This is a genomic window from Bradyrhizobium sp. HKCCYLRH2060, from assembly GCF_051168135.1.
Taxonomy (GTDB): domain Bacteria; phylum Pseudomonadota; class Alphaproteobacteria; order Rhizobiales; family Xanthobacteraceae; genus Bradyrhizobium.
The window spans coordinates 1-18195 of the sequence record NZ_JBNPUK010000028.1; the positions used below are offsets into that span (position 1 = coordinate 1).

13 protein-coding genes are annotated in these 18195 nt (G+C 66.5%); 4 read left to right on the plus strand and 9 right to left on the minus strand.

The window, feature by feature from the left end:
* Positions 1–226 precede the first annotated feature (226 nt).
* Positions 227–1168 (plus strand): NAD(P)H-binding protein, encoded by a 942-nt coding sequence (locus ACQR10_RS32100; protein WP_434907176.1) that lies wholly within the window; start codon positions 227–229, stop codon positions 1166–1168.
* Positions 1169–2189: 1021 nt separating this feature from the next.
* Here the strand turns inward: ACQR10_RS32100 and ACQR10_RS32105 are convergent.
* Positions 2190–3410 (minus strand): cytochrome P450, encoded by a 1221-nt coding sequence (locus ACQR10_RS32105; RefSeq protein ID WP_434912198.1) that lies wholly within the window; start codon positions 3408–3410, stop codon positions 2190–2192.
* Between the two features lie 279 nt (positions 3411–3689).
* Between ACQR10_RS32105 and ACQR10_RS32110 the strand changes: the two genes are divergently transcribed.
* The 3 genes from ACQR10_RS32110 to ACQR10_RS32120 all read left to right on the plus strand — a co-directional run bounded on the left by ACQR10_RS32110 (position 3690) and on the right by ACQR10_RS32120 (position 8750).
* Entirely contained in the window at positions 3690–4376 is a 687-nt protein-coding gene (locus tag ACQR10_RS32110) for a TetR/AcrR family transcriptional regulator (protein WP_316218885.1), read from the plus strand.
* Position 4377: 1 nt separating this feature from the next.
* Positions 4378–5568 (plus strand): efflux RND transporter periplasmic adaptor subunit, encoded by a 1191-nt coding sequence (locus ACQR10_RS32115; RefSeq protein WP_315801367.1) that lies wholly within the window; start codon positions 4378–4380, stop codon positions 5566–5568.
* Between the two features lie 83 nt (positions 5569–5651).
* Complete coding sequence (locus ACQR10_RS32120) at positions 5652–8750, plus strand: MexW/MexI family multidrug efflux RND transporter permease subunit (RefSeq protein ID WP_434840497.1); 3099 nt, start codon at positions 5652–5654, stop codon at positions 8748–8750.
* A gap of 138 nt (positions 8751–8888) precedes the next feature.
* Here the strand turns inward: ACQR10_RS32120 and ACQR10_RS32125 are convergent, their stop codons facing one another.
* The 8 genes from ACQR10_RS32125 to ACQR10_RS32160 all read right to left on the minus strand — a co-directional run bounded on the left by ACQR10_RS32125 (position 8889) and on the right by ACQR10_RS32160 (position 18194).
* On the minus strand, positions 8889–9719 hold the full coding sequence (locus tag ACQR10_RS32125; protein ID WP_434912200.1) for an ABC transporter permease: 831 nt from the start codon (positions 9717–9719) through the stop codon (positions 8889–8891).
* A 64-nt stretch (positions 9720–9783) separates the two neighbouring features.
* Positions 9784–10725 carry an ABC transporter permease gene (locus ACQR10_RS32130; RefSeq protein ID WP_316218879.1) on the minus strand — a complete coding sequence of 314 codons (942 nt, stop codon included), beginning with the start codon at positions 10723–10725 and terminating at the stop codon, positions 9784–9786.
* A gap of 223 nt (positions 10726–10948) precedes the next feature.
* Positions 10949–12460, minus strand: a complete 1512-nt coding sequence (locus ACQR10_RS32135) for an ABC transporter substrate-binding protein (RefSeq protein ID WP_434912199.1) — start codon at positions 12458–12460, stop codon at positions 10949–10951.
* A gap of 84 nt (positions 12461–12544) precedes the next feature.
* Positions 12545–13255, minus strand: coding sequence for a DUF1028 domain-containing protein (locus ACQR10_RS32140; protein WP_434873698.1), 711 nt, complete (start codon positions 13253–13255; stop codon positions 12545–12547).
* Between the two features lie 15 nt (positions 13256–13270).
* The gene (locus ACQR10_RS32145) at positions 13271–15073 is read right to left on the minus strand and encodes a gamma-glutamyltransferase family protein (protein WP_316218877.1); all 1803 of its coding nucleotides are present in this window, start codon (positions 15071–15073) and stop codon (positions 13271–13273) included.
* Positions 15074–15206: 133 nt separating this feature from the next.
* Positions 15207–16214 carry an ABC transporter ATP-binding protein gene (locus ACQR10_RS32150; RefSeq protein ID WP_316218876.1) on the minus strand — a complete coding sequence of 336 codons (1008 nt, stop codon included), beginning with the start codon at positions 16212–16214 and terminating at the stop codon, positions 15207–15209.
* Positions 16211–17194, minus strand: coding sequence for an ABC transporter ATP-binding protein (locus ACQR10_RS32155; protein WP_316218875.1), 984 nt, complete (start codon positions 17192–17194; stop codon positions 16211–16213). The genes ACQR10_RS32150 and ACQR10_RS32155 overlap by 4 nt, the downstream gene beginning before the upstream one ends.
* A 34-nt stretch (positions 17195–17228) precedes the next feature.
* The gene (locus tag ACQR10_RS32160; RefSeq protein ID WP_316183420.1) at positions 17229–18194 is read right to left on the minus strand and encodes an ABC transporter permease; all 966 of its coding nucleotides are present in this window, start codon (positions 18192–18194) and stop codon (positions 17229–17231) included.
* Position 18195 lies beyond the last annotated feature (1 nt).

An 18195-nucleotide genomic window follows, 5' to 3' on the forward strand; every position in this document is an offset into this window, starting at 1 on the left:
ATTTGGCGATGCTCAAGACCGCAGAAGAATCCACGCCATGCACCATGTCCAGTCTGTCTGAACCGGACAGCCGTGGGACGGGCCCGGGAATGACGAGAATTCCCTTGGCAGTCTCGACGCCGCGCAAGGGCAGGCGGTGATATAGATTGGGACGGTTTCCAGAGTTTCGCCTCAGCCGATGACCTCTCCTATCGTCGTCCCTTCGTCTGGTCCGCGCCGTGTCTTCATGCTCGGCGCGACGGGAACGATCGGCCGCGCCACCGTGCGTGCGCTGGTCGCGCGGGGGCATGAGGTGGTCTGCTTCGTCCGTCCGCGCCAGGACGCCGTGCGGGTCCAGGGCGCCACCGTCAGAACGGGCGACGTCACCGATCCCGTCTCGCTCGCGCGCGAGGGCTTTCGCGGTGAGCATTTCGACGCCGTGGTGTCCTGCATGGCATCGCGGACCGGCGTGCCGCGCGATGCCTGGGCGGTCGACCACCAGGCTCATGTGAACGTGCTGAAGGCCGGCCGCAATGCAGGCGTGACGCACTTCGTGATGCTGTCTGCCATCTGCGTGCAGAAGCCGCTGCTGGCGTTTCAGCAGGCCAAGCTGGCGTTCGAAGCGCATTTGATGGAGCAGGGCCTGACCCATTCGATCGTTCGTCCCACCGCGTTCTTCAAGTCGCTGTCGGGGCAGGTCGAACGAGTCAAGCAGGGCAGGCCGTATCTCGTGTTCGGCGATGGCCGTCTCACCGCGTGCAAGCCGATCAGCGACGCCGATCTTGGCGACTACTTGGCCGGCTGCCTCGATGACGAGAGCTGCTGGAATCGCGTGCTGCCGATCGGCGGCCCCGGACCGGCCATCACGCCGCTGGAGCAGGGCGAGCATCTGTTCGCGCTGCTCGGACGCAAGCCGCACATCCGCCACGTCCCGGTGGCGCTGCTCGACGTCGTCATCCGCGGGCTCGATCTTGCCGGTCGGGTCGTGCCGTCGCTCGCCGACAAGGCGGAGCTCGCCCGCATCGGCCGCTACTACGCCACCGAATCCATGCTGGTGCTCGACCCCGCCACCGGCCGCTACGACGCCGACGCCACGCCGTCGACGGGTTCGGAGAGGCTGTTCGACTACTACGCCAGGCTGATCCGCGGCGAGGCCACCGCCGAGCGCGGCGACCACGCGGTGTTCTGAAATCCCCAGCGCGCTGTTGAGCATTCCACCCTCTCCATCGTCAAGCCCGGGCATGACGAGTAACTCAATAGCTCGCCCCTCGGCGGTCTCCTTATGCGCGGCGTCATTGCGAGGAGCGCAAGCGACGGAGCAATCCAGAGTCGCATGCCCAGCCCTGGATTGCTTCCGCCGTCGCCCTTCGGGCTTTGGCGGACACGTCGCCTCGCTCGCAATGACGATGGTGAGAGCTGTGTTTGGGACGATGAGACTTGTGCTGAAGGCGGTGAGACATGCGGTCACCCCCTCGCGGCGCGGTTCGCGTCCGAGTCTTGCCCTTCGTCCTGCCCTCTCCGAAGAGAGGGCACGGGGAATGCCGGGCGCTGGCCGCACCCATGGCCCGCCTGCGGAAAAAAATGCAGGCGGCAGGAACCACAGGTTCAGCCGAGAACACCCGGCATTCCCCGCGCGATGGTTTGACGGCTGCTTCGCGTTCTCCCCGGTGCTCCGGGCTTTCTGGCCACCGTTGCCCGCGCGGCGCGTGAGCGCCAACGCAAGCGTGACACCAGCGTCGGGGTGTCAGGACCACGCGACTTGACCGTGCGCATCGATGCCGTTCGTCGGCGCGGAAAACCACGCTGCGACACCAACACGCCCACCGCATCCCGCCTCAACGTTCGTGACGACCGCGAAGCGCCCCTCTTGTGAGACGGGACGGCGCGCGTATAACATGATTTCTGATGAAGCGAAACAAAAATCTTGCAATTCGAAAACAAAGCGAGGAGCGCTACGTAAAGTCGGTAGGGCGGATTAGCGAAGCGTAATCCGCCGCGCCAGCAGCAGCGGCATTGTAACAGCGGGTCGCTTGAGCGTGGTTGTGACCGGGGGCCGGATCGCTGATGAAGAGCGTGTCCTTCAATAGCAGTTGGCCGTGTCAGCGGCGGATTACGCTTCGCTAATCCGCCCTACGAACTGCCACCCAGGCCGTCATGGCTGGGCCGTCTGAAGTCAAGACGGAGGAGCTATCGCGAGAGCGACGATCGCGTCAGCCCTCGACCACACACGGCACGCTCGCAAACCCGCGAAATCTGACCCGCCCCCCACGCACCGCCTCGCCGTCCAGCTGATAGTTCGGAAACCGCGCCAGAAACCGCGAGATCGCCACCGCGCCCTCCAGTCTGGCCAGCGCCATCCCGGCGCATTGATGCGCGCCGGTGGCGAAGGCGAGGTGGCGGTTGGCGAGGCGGGTGATGTCGAAGCGTTCGGGGTCGTCGAACTGGGCGGGGTCGCGGTTGGCGGCGCCGATGCACAGCGTGACCGATGTTCCGGGCGCCAAGGCGACGCCGCCGAGCTCGACCGCCTCGGTCGTCATCCGGTTGCCGAGCTGGTTGGAGCTCTCGTAGCGCAGGATCTCCTCGACCGCGGTGCGGATCAGGCCGGGCGCCTCGATCAGCCTCTGCCGCTCGGCCGGATGCTGGCACAGCAGCACCAGGCCGTTGCCGATCAGATTGGTCGTGGTCTCGTGGCCGGCATTGAGCAGGAAGATGCAGTTGTGCAGCAGCTCCGTCTCGCTCAGCCGCTCGCCGTCGGCCTCGCCCTGGATCAGCCGCGTCAGCACGTCGCGTTCGGGATTGCCGGGGGCGGCGCGGCGGCGTGCGACCAGGGTCTCGAGATAGGTCAGCATGTCGCCGACGGCCTGGTTGCCGCGTGACAACTGCTCCGGCGTCAGCACCGGCTCCAGCGCGCCGAGGATGGCGAGAGACCAGTCGCGCAGCGGCGCGCGCTCGTCATGCGGCACGCCGAGCAGGTTGCCGATCACCTCGATCGGAATCGCGGCGGCGAAATCCTCGATCAGCTCGAATCTGTCCTTGGTCGCGATCCGGTCGAGCAGCCCGTCGACCAGCGCGATCAGCGCAGGCTCCATCTCGGCGATCGCGCGCGGCGACAGCGCGCCCATGATCAGGCGGCGCACCCGTGTGTGCGCCGGAGGATCGTTGAAGACGAGGCTCGTCGTGTGATGCTCGTACAGCAGCGAGTTGCCGTATTTCGGCGCGAACTCGCGCTTCTTGTCCGACGAGAACGTCCTGGTTGCCTTGTAGGCGGTGACCAGATCGTCGTAGCGGGTGAGGAAATAGGAGCCGTTGCGCATGCGCTTGACCGGGGCGTGCCGGCGCAGCGCGCGATAGGTCGGGTAGGGATCGGCGTAGAACTCCGGCGTCAGGCTCTCGAGATCGAACTGGCTGGCGAGCGCTGCGTCGTCGGTCATGTCTGGTCCTCCCGGCCGATTCTTGTTGTTGTCGCGGTGACCGTCGCATGGCGCGCGGCGGAAGAAAATGCGCCCGCGGCGGTGGTCCCGCGCGGTATTGCACCCATCGATGGAGCGGTGCCGCAGATCCGCCGCTTTGAGAGGTATAGAATTGCCTTTGGCGCCCGTGAAATCCCACCTGTAATTTCAGGGACTTGGCCGCCGACCCTGCTGCGCCGCGGCATCTTTCTTGACATCAATCAAGTGAGTATTTACTCACGGCCGATGTCCACTTTGCGCATGACAAGCGATCTCCGGAGGCAGCTGATCCTCGGTGCAGCCAAGCGCTGCTTCGCGCGTCATGGCTATGCCGGCACCACGACCAAGAGCGTGGCCGCGGCGGCGGCGATCTCCGAAGCGCTGCTGTTCAAACATTTCCCCTCCAAGGCGGCGCTCTATGCGGAGATCCTCACCGAGGAGTGCGAGACCGATCCGGATTTCGAGGTGCTGCTCAGTCAGGAACCTTCGACCGCGACGCTGGTCATGATGATGGCCGGGATGGTCCGGCATTTCCTCGGGATCGCCGACGGCCCCAATGAGGAAGAAGAGCAGCGGCTGCGGCTGATGGCGTCGAGTCATCTCGACGATGGCGAATTCGCAAGGCTGCTGTATACGAAGATCGATGATCTGATCGGCGCCAAGTTCGTTAACTCCTTGGAAAGCGCCATTGCGTGTGGTGATGCCGTGCGTCTCGTGGCTGCGCCCCGTGACCTGTTCTGGTTCGCGCACCACACCGTATTGATGGCGGCCTTGACGCGGCTTCCATCCGTTCCGTGTGTGCCGTATGGAACTGCTGCGAGCCTGGAGCGCCAGCTCAGCGAATTCATTCTCCGCGGCATCGGCCTGACCGATGCCGCCATTGCGTGCCACCTCGATCACGAATTGTCGCAACCTCCGGCCCGGCCGGCGACGGCAGAAAGTGCATGACATGAACATTGCGACGGAACCCAAGCTCTCCGGAAAGCCGGTCGACGACAAGCCGCGCAAGCGCACCCGCCCGGTGCTGTGGTTCATCGTCGTGGGCGCGCTGCTCGCGGCGCTGGTCGGCGGCTTCGTGTGGTTCAACATGTTCCGCGACAAGATGATCGCGCAGTTCTTCGCCAACATGAAGCCACCGCCGCTCAACGTCAGCGTCGCGACGGCGAGTTCGGAGACGGTGCCGAACCTGTTGACCGCAGTCGGCGATCTCGCCGCCGTGCATCAGGTCAACGTCACCTCCGACGCCTCGGGCCGCATCACCGACATCATGTTCACGCCGGGCACGACGGTGAAGCAGGGCACACCGCTGGTGCAGCTCTATGATGCGCCGGAGCAGGGCGACCTCGCCAACTACAAGGCCCAGGTCACCGTGGCGCAATTGTCGCTCGACCGAGCCAAGCAATTGGCCTCGCGCCAGTTCGGCCCGCAGGCGACCGTCGACCAGGCCCAGGCCGCCTACGACCAGGCCCAGGCCGGCGTCGCCAAGACCGAAGCGCTGATCGCGCAGAAGCTCGTGCGCGCGCCGTTCGACGGCGACCTCGGCGTCCGCAAGGTCGAAGTCGGCCAGTATCTGTCCGCCGGATCGCAGATCGTGTCGCTGACCGATCTGTCGCAGCTCTGGGTCAACTTCACCGTGACCGAAAAGGACAGCGGTCAGCTCAAGGTCGGACAGACCGTGCGCGTCGGCGTCGATGCCTATCCGGGCAAGACGTTCGAGGGCAAGATCACCACGATCGAGCCGCAGATCGCGACCGACACCCGCAACATCCGGGTGCAGGCGACGATCGCCAATCCGGAGCGCATCCTCAGGCCCGGCATGTTCGCGACCACCACGGTCGTACTGCCGGACAAGCCGCCGGTGCTGACGGTGCCGGAGACCGCGGTCGACTACACGCTCTATGGCGACTCGGTGTTCGTCATCAACGAGAAGAAGACCGATGACGGCAAGACCGCGCTGACGGCCGACCGCATCTATGTGCAGACCGGCGACCGCATCAACGGCCGCGCGGTGATCCTCAAGGGCCTCAAGGAAGGCGATCGCGTCGTCGCCGTCGGCCAGCTCAAGATTCAGTCCGGCGCCGCGGTCGCGATCTCCACCGATCCGCTGCCGCCGGTCCCGGCGAAGCCGCCGCGCTACTGAGCGACCTCTGAGCCAATGCCGGGCCGCCTGATCGTGGCGGCCCGTCCGGACCTCATCTGACCTCTGCTGACGGGATTGCCGCGATGCGTTTCACCGATATCTTCATCAAGCGCCCGGTGCTGTCGGTCGTGGTCAGCCTGCTCATTCTGCTGCTCGGCCTGCGCGCCGCCTTCGTGCTGCCGATCCGGCAATATCCGAAGCTGTCGAACACGGTCGTCAACGTCACGACGGTCTATCCCGGCGCGTCCGCCGACCTGATGCAGGGCTTCATCACCACCCCGCTGGAGCAGGCGGTCGCCTCCGCCGAGGGCGTCGACTACATCACCTCGTCCTCGGTGCAGGGCACCAGCACGATCCAGGTGTTCATCAAGCTGAATTTCGATCCGAACCAGGCGCTCACCGAGGTGCTCGCCAAGGTCAATTCGGTCCGCTACCTGATCCCGAAGGAATCCAACGACCCGATCGTCACCAAGACGACGGGCCAGACGACCTCGGTGATGTATCTCGGCTTCTCCAGCGAGGAGCTGTCGGGCTCGGCGATATCCGACTACCTGACGCGCGTGGTCCAGCCGGTGCTGTCGACGGTCGACGGCGTCGCCGCGGCGAACATTCTCGGCGGCCAGACCTTTGCGATGCGGATCTGGCTCAACCCCGAGAAGATGGCCGGCCGCAACGTGTCGCCGACCGACGTCGCGGCAGCGATCGCGGCCAACAACTTCCAGTCCGCGGCCGGACAGGCCAAGGGCTACTTCATCGTCTCCAACGTCACGACCAATACCGGCCTGACCGACGTCAACCAGTTCAAGCGGATGATCGTCAAGGCCAAGGACGGCGGCTTCGTTCGCATGGAGGATATCGCGACCGTCGAGCTCGCGGCGCAGAGCACCGACGCCAGCGTCGCCTTCAACGGCGAGCGCGCCATCTTCATCGGCGTCGATGCGACGCCACAGGGCAACCCGCTCAACATCGTCAGGGGTGTGCGCGCGCTGTTCCCGGACCTCGAGCGCAACCTGCCGCCGTCGATGAAGATGAAGGTGGCCTACGATTCCACCAAGTTCATCCAGTCGTCGATCGACGAGGTCGAGCACACGCTCGGCGAGGCCGTGCTGATCGTCATCGTGGTCATCTTCCTGTTCCTGGCCTCGCTGCGCTCGGTCATCATCCCCGTCGTGACGATCCCGCTGTCGCTGATCGGCGTCTGCACGATGATGCTGGCGCTCGGCTTCAGCATCAACCTGCTGACCCTGCTGGCGATGGTTCTGGCGATCGGCCTCGTCGTGGACGACGCCATCGTCGTGGTGGAGAACATCCACCGCCATCTGGAGGAGGGCAAGGCACCCGTGCAGGCTGCGCTGCAGGGCGCCCGCGAGATCGTCGGCCCCGTCATCTCGATGACGATCACCCTGGCCGCGGTGTATGCCCCCATCGGCTTCCTCGGCGGTCTCACCGGCTCGCTGTTCCGCGAATTCGCCTTCACGCTCGCCGGCTCGGTCATCGTCTCCGGCGTGATCGCCCTGACCCTGTCGCCGATGATGTGCTCGGTGCTGCTGCGCAGCGCCGAGGAGGGCCGCTTCGCGCGGCTCGTCAACCGGGTGTTCGGCGCGATGACGCGCTGGTACGGCCGCCAGCTCGACCGCTCACTCGACTACCGGCCGGTGACGGCGCTGTTCGCGCTGACGATCCTCGGCCTCGTCGGCTTCCTCTACATGCACACCGCCAAGGAGCTGGCGCCGGAGGAGGATCAGGGCATCGTGTTCTCGATCACCAAGGCGCCGAAATACGCCAATATCGACTACATCAACTTCTACACCGACAAGGTCGACAAGGCGTTCCAGAAATTCCCCGAGACCGATCTGCGCTTCGTCCTGAACGGCATCCAGGGCCCGCAGGGCGGCTTCGCCGGCATGCTGCTCAAGCCGTGGGACGAGCGCACGCGCTCCTCGATCAAGCTGAAGCCGCTGGTGCAGGCGGAGCTGTCGAAGATCGAGGGCATCAACGCCTTCGCCTTCAACCTGCCGGCGCTGCCGGGCGGCCCCGGCGGCCTGCCGGTGCAGATGGTGATCAGCTCGACCAGCGGCTTCCAGGCGGTCTACGAGCAGATGGCCAAGCTGAAGGACGCCGCGCGCAAGAGCGGCATGTTCATCGTCTCCGACAGCGACCTCGATTTCAATCAGCCGGTGGTCAAGGTCTCGATCGATCGCAGCAAGGCGAGCGATCTCGGCATCAACATGCAGTCGATCGGCAACACCCTGGCCGTGCTGCTCGGCGGCAACTACATCAACCGCTTCAACCTCGAGGGCCGCTCCTATCAGGTGATTCCGCAGGTGCCGCGCGACAAGCGGATCTCGCCGGAATCGCTGTCCGGCTACTATGTCGCGACCTCGGCCGGCCAGCAGGTGCCGCTGTCGACCGTCGTCAGCATCGAGACAGCGACCGACCCGAACTCGCTGACGCATTTCAACCAGCTCAACTCGGCGACCTTCTCCGCCGTGCCGATGCCGGGCGTCACCGTGGGGCAGGCGGTCGACTTCCTGGAGAAGCAGGCCAAGAACCTGCCGTCCGGCTTCAGCCACGACTATCTCGCCGACGCCCGTCAATACGTCCAGGAGGGCAATCAGCTCGCCATCACCTTCGGCTTCGCGCTGATCATCATCTTCCTGGTGCTGGCGGCGCAGTTCGAGAGCCTCAGGGATCCGCTGGTGATCATGATCAGCGTGCCCATGGCGATCGTCGGCGCGCTGATTCCGCTGTTCTTCGGCCTCGCGACCATGAACATCTACACCCAGGTCGGCCTGCTGACCCTGGTCGGCCTGATCACCAAGCACGGCATCCTGATGGTGGAGTTCGCCAACGAGCTGCAGCTCAACGAGGGGATGGACCGCCGCACCGCCATCGAGACGTCCGCGCGCATCCGCCTGCGGCCGATCCTGATGACCACGGCGGCGATGGTCACCGGCCTGATCCCGCTCCTGACCGCGACCGGCGCCGGAGCCGCCAGCCGCTTCTCGATCGGCCTCGTCGTCGTCGCCGGCATGTCGATCGGCACGCTGTTCACGCTGTTCGTGCTGCCGGCCGTCTACACCGTCATCGCCACCAACCACCAGGCCGCCGCCAAGTCGCAGCGCGCCCGGCAGATCGCGCAGTTCGACGCCGAGACCGATCATGCGCTGAAGGCGACGTGACGAGGGCGCCTGGTCTCACGACATCGACGGCGGCTGCCCTGGCAGCCGCCGTTTTGTTTTGACCGGTCTCTCGACACCCCTCGCTGTCGTCCCGGCGAACGCCGGGACGACACTGGAGGGTGTTGCGCTAGCGAGGGCCTACTCCTCCTGCTGCGGATCGAGCGCGTCGCGCAGGCCGTCGCCGAGGAGGTTGAGGGACAGCACCACCAGGAAGATCGCGAGCCCCGGCCAGATCGCCATCCAGGGGGCATTGGTGAGGAAGCGCTGGGCAGCGTTGAGCATGCTGCCCCAGGACGGGGCCGGCGGCTGCTGGCCCAGACCTAAGAATGACAGCGCGGCTTCGGCGATGATGGCGGCGGCGACCGACAGCGTCGCCTGCACCAGCAGCGCCGGCATGATGTTGGGCAGGATGTGCCTGACCGCGATCTGCAGGTCGGTATCGCCGACGCTGCGGGCGGCCTCGACATATTCCTCGACCTTGACGCTCAGCACCTCGCCGCGGGTCAGCCGGACGAAGATCGGCGTCGCCGAGATGCCAATCGCGATCATCGCATTGCCGAGGCTCGGGCCCAGAAACGCCGCCAGCGCGATCGCCAGGATCAGGAACGGGCAGGCCAGCATCGCGTCGGTGATGCGGCTGATCAGGGCATCGATGAAGCCGCCGCGATAGCCTGCGGTCATGCCGATGGGGACGCCGATCGCCAGCGCGATGGCGACCGAGATCGCGCCGGCCAGCAGCGAGGCGCGCGCGCCGTAGATGACGCGGGCGAGCACGTCGCGGCCGAGATCGTCGGTGCCGAACCAATGCGCGGCGGAGGGCGCCTTGCGCACGAGCGCCCAGCTCGTCTTGATGGGATCGTAGGGCGCCACCAGCGGCGCTGATACGGCGAGCAGGATGAAGGCCGTGATCAGGCCGAGCCCGACCATTGCGCCTTTGCGCTTTACCAGCCGGCGCCAGGTGCGCTGCATCGGCCGTTCGAGCGGGGCGAGGGCGCGCGCGCCTGATGGAGCTGACAGCGTCGTCTCGGCCATGTCAGCTCCTCAAGCGCGGATTGACGAGGACATAAGCGAGATCGGCGATCAGGTTCAGCATGATGTAGACGGTGGCGGTGACCAGCACGACGCCCTGCACGACGGCGTAGTCGCGGTTGAACACGGCGTCGACGATCAGCTTGCCGAAGCCGGGGATCGAGAAGATCTGCTCGGTCAGCACGGCGCCGGACAACAGCGTCCCGAGCTCGAGCGCGCCGAGCGTGATGACCGGCGTCAGGGCGTTGCGCAGCGCGTGGCGCAGGATGACCTGGCGCTCGGAGATGCCCTTGGCGCGCGCGGTGCGGATGTAGTCGCTGCCCAGGACCTGCAGCATCGCGCTGCGGGTGTGGCGCATCAGGATCGCGGCGATGGCGTTGCCGAGCACGAAGGCCGGCATGATGGTGGCGGCGAGGCTGGCGCGCCAGTCCTCGGCGGGCGAGACGTAGCCGGAGGCGGGGAGCCAGCCGAGCTGGATCGAGAACAGGAAGATCAGCATGATGCCGAGCCAGAAGTTCGGCGTCGAGATGCCCCACAGTGCAAACAGGTTGGCGGCATAGTCCCAGGCCGTCCCGCGCTTCACGGCGGAAACGATGCCGGCGGGAATGCCGATCAGGAACGCGATCACGATCGCCATCGCCGCGAGCTGCAGGGTCACGGGCAGCTTCTGCAGGATGAGATCGCGCACCGGCATCTTGATGCGCAGCGACTCGCCGAAATCGCCCGAGAGCACGCCCTTGATCCAGTAGCCGTACTGAACGGGCAGGGGCTGGTCGAGGCGATACTGCTTGCGGATCTGCTCGATGACAGCGGGATCGCGCTCCTCGCCGGCCATCACGAGCGCGGGATCGCCGGGCAGCAACTGCTGCAGCGAGAAGATCAGGATCGAGACGAAGATCAAGGTCGGGATAATCTGGGCGATGCGGCGGGCGAGGAAGGTCAGCATGGGCCGGACCTCGCGGCGCAATGATCATACTCGCGATGAGAGGCCGGTCGCGCCCCCAGCGTTCCCTCCCCCCTTGTGGGGGAGGGCCAGGGAGGGGGGTGCCCCAAGCGAGATCGGAGTGCGTGGCACCCCCCTCCCCAACCCTCCCCCACAAGGGGGGAGGGAGCGGAGTGAGTGCGGGGCGCCGGCTGCGCGTCCCAACGACCAGGTGCCACCTGACCGCTCACTTCAGCTTCAGCCCGACCACCCTCACCAGGCCGTCCGGCATCTGCTTGTAGCCCTCCAGCTTCTTGGTGTGCGCGATCAGGATACGGCGGTGATAGAGGTAGAGGATCGGCTCGTCCTCGATCTCGAGCTTGGTCAGCTTCTCGTAGAGCGCCTTGCGCTGGGCCATGTCGGTGACGAGGCGGGCGTCGTCGAGCGCCTTGTCGGCCTCCGGATTCTCCCACGCGCTGTAGTTCTGGGGCGCGTTCTTCTTCATGAACACATAACTGTTGCCGTCGGGATCGATCCGGCCGCTCCATGACAGCATGAACGCCTGGTAGTCGCCGGCCTCGGCCTGCTTCAGCGAGGTCGCGAACTCGGTGACCCTGATCTTCATGTCGAAGCCGGCCTCGGCGGCCATCGACTGCACCACCTGGGCGACCGCCTCGGTCTCGGCGCCCTTCGGCACCATGAAATCGACCGCGACAGGCGTCGTCACGCCGGCCTCCTTCAGCAGCGCCTTTGCCTTCTCGACATCGCGGGCACGCACCGGGAAGGCCTTCTGATAATAGGGATGCGAGGGATTGACCCATTGGTTGCCCGGCATGAACTCGCCGTTGAAGACCACCTGGTTGAGCGCCTCTCGGTCGATCGCAAGATCGAGCGCCTGGCGCACCTTCGCTGACTGGCTGAGCGGACCCTTGGCCTTGTCCTTGCCGATGTTGAGCGTGATGCCCTGGTAGCCGAGCTCGATCGCAGTCGACAGCGCGAGCCTGGAATCGGCGCGGACATCCTTGATATCGGTCGCGAGCACGCGCTCGATCAGGTCGAGGGCACCCGACTTCAGGTTCGCCAGCCGCACCGTGGCATCGACGATGGGCTGGTAGACGATCCTGTCGATGAAGACGTTGTCCTTGTTCCAGTAGTCGGCGAACTTCTCGAACACGATCTTGTCCTGCTGGACGCGCTCGACGAACTTGTACGGACCGGCGCAGACCGGATGCAGGCCGAACTTGTCGCCGGCCTCCCTGGCGGCCTTCGGCGACACCATCATGCCGGCGCGGTCGGTGAGCTGGGCGATCAGCGGCGAGAACGGCGCTTTCAACACCAGCTTGATCGTCAGGGGATCGACGACGTCGACATGATCGAGCGAGGCCAGCTCAGGCTTGCGGAACGAGCCGGGAAAGGTCAGGTGGCGGTCGAGCGAGAATTTGGCGGCCTCGGCGTCGAACGGCTCGCCGTCGTGAAACTTCACGCCGGGCCGCAGCTTGATGGTGACCTCCTTGCCGTCGGCGGAGGTCTGCTGCGACAGCGCCAGCTGCGGCACGATGTTGAGCTTCTCGTCGATGTCGAACAGCTTGTCGCAGGTGGCGGCGAACACGATGCGCCCGACATAGGTGCGGGCCATGGTCGGATCGAGAACGTCGGGGTCCTCGGCAAGGCCGATGCGCAGGGTGGTCTGCGCCTGCGCGGCCGGCCCCCAGGAGGCCACGACAACGGCCGCGACGGCGGCCAAGCACCAGTTCCTCATCATCCGATGTCCCCTACGAAAATGCAGCCTGCGTTTTTGCACTATCCATACCAACCCCGGTCACGCGCCGTCCTTCCGGCTCGGTCATGTCTGGCTCGCGAGCGCCGCGGCGATGCCGGCATCGATCGTGGCGCGATCCGTAATCCCCGCCGGATTGTCGCGCGTCGGCATGAACTGCCGGAACACCGCCCAATGCCTGCGGCTGACGCCTTCCAGGCGTGCGAGCTCGGTGAGCGGATCGGCGTGATCGTCGACACGCAGATCGAGCTCGGACCATTCCTCCTTGCCGTGGACCAGGAGGGCGGCGGACTGTTTGCCGCGCTTGTCACCGCCGGCCGCCTCGCCGGCCTTCATGGCCGCGATCAGACGCTCCGCAAAGGGCAGGGCGCCATGAGCGAGAAACGCGTTCGCGGTTTCGTTCAGCACCTGCGGGCCGGCCAGCATGTTGCCGGCAATCGAAAAGCCTCGGCCTTCGAGATGGCCGCACCAGTCGATGCAGTCGCGGCCGGTGTGGGCGGCAATCTGGCCGTTGTGATCGAGGATGTGGAGCTGGCGGCTCTCGCGGCCGGGATCGGCCGACGTCAGCAGTTGCACGATCTCGCGCGGATGGCGGCCATCGCGGAGCAGCGTCACGCCGTCGATGCCGTAATAGGGATTGACCAGCGCCTGTGTCGCGATGCCGCCGTGGCCGGCGACGATGAAGGGCACGCGCGCGCCGACGGCGAAGAAGCGGGTGGCGACGGCGACGCCGATCCGGCCGGTGAGATCGTCCTTGGCAATGATCGACCAGGTCATCGTCGCGTTGCTCTCTTATCGTCCGGCGGCGTAACCCTGCATGCCCCGCGGATTGGCGGCGGCGCGGCGGCGGCGGCCGACACGTGATGCGGCCGTGAGCCGGCCCTCCGACCAGTCGGGGCCGACCTCGACGACATGGCCGCGGCGGCGCAGCTCCTCGACGGTCGCCTTGGGCACGCGGTTTTCGACCACGAGCACGCCGGGGCGTGCGGTGCGCGGCCAGAACGAGATCGGGAAGTGCTCGGAGTGCCACGCCGGGGCGTCGATCGCTTCCTGCAGGTTCATGCCGGCATGGACGTGGCGCAGGAAGAACTGCGTGTTCCACTGGTCCTGCTGATCGCCGCCGGGCGAGCCCCAGGCCACATAAGGCTCGCCGTCGCGCAGCGCCATGGTCGGCGACAGCGTCGTGCGCGGCCGCTTGCCCGGCACCAGCGCCGCGGGATGATCCTCCTCCAGCCAGAACATCTGCGCGCGCGTGCCCAGGCAGAAGCCGAGCTCGGGGATGACCGGCGAGGATTGCAGCCAGCCGCCGGACGGCGTCGCCGAGATCATGTTGCCTTGGGAATCGATGATGTCGAAATGCACGGTGTCGCCGCGCACCTCGCCGAAGCGGCCGACGGTCGGCTCGCCCGAGCCCATCGCTCCGACGGCCTCGCGGTGGCCTTGCGCCTCGCGCAGCTTGACCTTGGCGCCGTAGCCGTCGAGCGTGCCGGGCCGCAGCTCGAGCGAGGCCTTGTCGGTGATCAGCTTGCGGCGCTCGTCGTTGTAGGCATCGGACAGCAGCGTTTCGATCGGGATGTCGGCGAAAACAGGATCGCCGTAGAACGCCTCGCGATCGGCGAAGGCCAGCTTCGCGGCTTCGATCTGCCAATGAATGAAATCGGGGCCGGTCGGATCGAGGCCGTCGAGCGCAAAGCCCTTGAGCAGCGCGAGCTGCTGCAGTAGCACCGGGCCCTGGCTCCAGACGCCGGCCTTGCACACGGTGTAGCGGCCGTACTCATAGGTCAGCGGCGCCTCGATCGTCGGCTGCCAGCGCGCCATGTCGTCGGCCGTCAGCACGCCCTTGTGACGCGCGCCCGAGACGTCCATGACCTCCTGCGTCCGGCAGAAACGGTCGATCGCCTCGGCCACGAAGCCCTGCGACCAGGCCTTGCGCGCGCGCTCGATCTGGGCATCGCGATCAGCACCAGCGCTCTCGCCTTCACTCAGGATGCGCGCGTAGGTTTCCGCGAGCTGCGGATTCGTGAACAGCGTGCCCGGCCTCGGCACCTCGCCATTGGGCAGATAGAGCGCGGCCGAGGTCGGCCAATGTGTCTTGAACAGTTGCTCGACGGTCTGGATGGTCGCCGAGACGCGCTCGACCAGCGGATAGCCGTCGCGCGCGTAGGAGATCGCCGGCTCCAGCACGTCGCGCAGCCGCATCGTGCCGTAGTCGCGCAAGAGCAGCATCCAGGATTCGAACGTGCCGGGAACGCAGGCCGCCAAGAGGCCCGTGCCGGGCACCATGTCCAGGCCCTCGCGCTTGTAGTGCGCGATGGTGGCGCCTGCGGGCGCCGGGCCCTGGCCGCAGATCACCTCGGTGCGTCCGCGCCTGACGTCGTGCAGGATGATCGGCACGTCGCCGCCCGGGCCGTTCAGATGCGGCTCGACCACCTGCAAGGTGAAGGCCGCCGCGACGCCAGCGTCGAAGGCGTTGCCGCCGCGCTCCAGCATCGCCATGCCCACCGCGGTGGCGAGCCAGTGCGTGGAGGTGACGACGCCGAAGGTGCCGTCGATCTCGGGGCGGGTCGTGAAGGGATCGGGATTGATGAAGCTCATGGCGGACTTTGCCTATCCTACACAGTCGCCGTCATTGCGAGCGAAGCGATCCAGGGCTGCGCTTGGCGCCCTGGATTGCTTCGTTGCTTCGCTCCTCGCAATGACGACTTCATTCGAAATCGATCTCGCCGGTTCACGCGACTGATGCCGTTACAACGACCTTATCGGTCGGCTGGTTCACCGCATGGCACGCGACGCCTCCGATCAGCTCCGGTGCCTTCTGCCGGCACAGATCGAACGCCAGGGGACAGCGGGGGTTGAAGGTGCATCCCGCAGGCGGGTTGATCGGGTTCGGGATCTCGCCCTTGACCGGAATGCGCTGGCGGCCGGACATCGACAGGTCTGGGACGGCGCCGAGCAGCATCTTGGTGTAGGGCATGCGCGGATCGTTGAAGAGGGTGCGGCCGTCGGCGATCTCGACGATGCGGCCGAGATACATCACGCCGATGCGGCTCGCCATGTGACGCACGACCGCGAGATTGTGGCTGATGAACAGATAGGTCAGGCCGAACTTGTCCTGCAGATCGCGCATCAGATTGAGGATCTGCGCCTGTACGGAGACGTCGAGCGCCGAGGTCGGCTCGTCGCAGACGATGAACTCGGCCTCGGAGGCGAGCGCGCGCGCGATCGCGATGCGCTGGCGCTGGCCGCCGGAGAATTCGTGCGGGAATTTCTGGCCGTCGTCGGGATGCAGGCCGACCAGGGTCAGGAGCTCGCCGACACGGTCCTTGATCTGGCGTTCGCCCTCGATGATGTCGAAGGCACGGATCGGCTCGGCGATGATGCTGTCGACCCGGAAGCGCGGGTTGAGGCTGGCGTAGGGATCCTGGAACACCATCTGGATGCGCCGGCGCAGCTTGCGCCGCACCTGCGCCTGGCGCGCTTCGCTCATCGACACGCCGTCGATGATGACCTCGCCCGACGTCGGCGCCAGCAGCCCGACCACCATGCGCGCGACCGTGGTCTTGCCCGAGCCGGATTCGCCCACCAGCGCGAAGGTCTCGCCCTTCCTGATGCCGAAGCTGACGCCATCGACCGCCTTCAGGAATTCCTGCGGCTGGCGCTCGATCACGCGGTTGAGCCAGGGTTTCGAGACGTCGAACACCCGGCGCAGATCCCTGACCTCGACGAAGTCGCTCATGCCGCGGTCTCCGTCGCGCGATCATACAGATGACAGGCGACCGCCTGCGTGCCCTGGCGCAGCGGCTCCGGCCGGTCGACGCGGCAGCGGTCGAAGGCTGCGCTGCAGCGCGGATTGAACGAGCAGCCTGGCGGGATCGCCGACAGCCGCGGCATGGAGCCTGGGATCTGCACCAGCCGCTTCTCCTCGCCTGCGAGCGTCGGGATCGCCCCCATCAGGCCCTTGGCGTAGGGGTGCAGCGGGTTCTGGATCACCTCCTGCACCGGGCCGATCTCGGCGACGCGGCCGGCATACATCACCGCGACGCGGTCGCAGGTCTCGGCTATGACGCCCATGTCGTGGGTCACCAGCATCACGGCGGTGCCATGGTCGCGGCCGAGCCGCTTGATCAGCGAGATGATCTGCGCCTGCACGGAGACGTCGAGCGCGGTGGTCGGCTCGTCGGCGATGATCAGCTCGGGCTCGGCGCACAGCGCGAGTGCGATCACGACGCGCTGGCGCATGCCGCCGGAGAATTCGTGCGGATAGCCGTCGATGCGCTTCTCGGGCGCGGGAATGCCCACCTCGGCGAGCAGGTCGATGGCGCGCTTGCGCGCCTGCTGGTCGGTGAGGTTGGTGTGGGTCTTGATGGTCTCGATGATCTGGTCGCCGACACGATACAGCGGATTGAGCGAGGTCAGCGGATCCTGGAAGATCATGCCGATGCGCTTGCCGCGCACCTTGCGCATCTCCTCCGGCGGCAGGTTGTCGATGCGCAGCCCGGAGAGCTGAATCTCGCCGCCGGAGATGCGGCCCGGAGGATCGATCAGGCCGATCACGGCAAGGCCGGTGACGGATTTGCCGGCGCCGGATTCGCCGACGACGCCGAGCACCTCGCCCTTGGCGATGTCGTAGGAGACGCCGTCGATCGCGCGCAGGGTGCCGCGCCGGGTCGCAAACTCGACCTGCAGATTGCGCACGGACAGAACGGGGGCGGTCATGAGCTCGAGCCTCGGAAGGACGCAATCACGCGGGTCATCGCAGTTTCGGGTTGAGGGCGTCGCGCAGCCAGTCGCCGAGCAGGTTGATCGCGAGGATCAGCCCGGCGAGCGCGATGCCGGGGAAGGCGACGATCCACCATTCGCCGGCGAACAGATAGTTGTTGCCGATCCGGATCAGGGTGCCGAGCGAGGGCATCGTCTCCGGCATGCCCGAGCCGAGGAACGACAGGGTCGCCTCGGTGATGATCGCCAGCGCCAGGTTGATGGTGGCGATCACCAGCACGGGACCGGTGGTGTTGGGGAGCACGTGGCGCAGCATGATGACGGGCGCGGGCAGGCCGATCAGTTGTGCCGCCGCGACGTAGTCCTTGTTCTTCTCGACGAGGACCGAGCTGCGCACCGTGCGCGCATACTGCACCCAGAAGGAGAGGCCGATCGCCAGCACGAGCACGACCAGCATGCTGAGCCAGTCCAGCCGGTTGCCGGACACCGACTTGGCGATGCCGTTGACCAGCAGCGCAATCAGGATCGGCGGAAAGGTGAGCTGGACGTCGGCGATGCGCATGATCACGGTGTCGACCCGGCCGCCGAAATAGCCCGCGATCAGCCCGAGGCCGATGCCGAGCGCGCCGGAAAAGGCGACGCCGAGAATGCCGACCAGGAGCGAGATGCGCAGGCCGTAGAGGATGGCGGAGAGCACGTCACGGCCCTGCTCGTCGGTGCCGAGCAGGAACGGGCTCTGCCCGTCGGCGGTCCACAGCGGCGAGATGCGCGAGTTCAGGAGCTGCAACTGGGCCGGGTCGAACGGGTTCTGCGGCGACAGCAGCGGCGCGAAGATCGCAAGCAGGAAGAACAGCAGCGTGATCACGGCCGCGGCGACCGTCAGCTTGGAGCGGCGGAACGAGTAGAACAGGTCGCTCGCAAACGCACGCTTCAGCCAGCCGTCGGCGGCGCGCGGCGTCTCGACTGGCGTGGGGTGGGGGAGGGCTGCGTCGCTCATG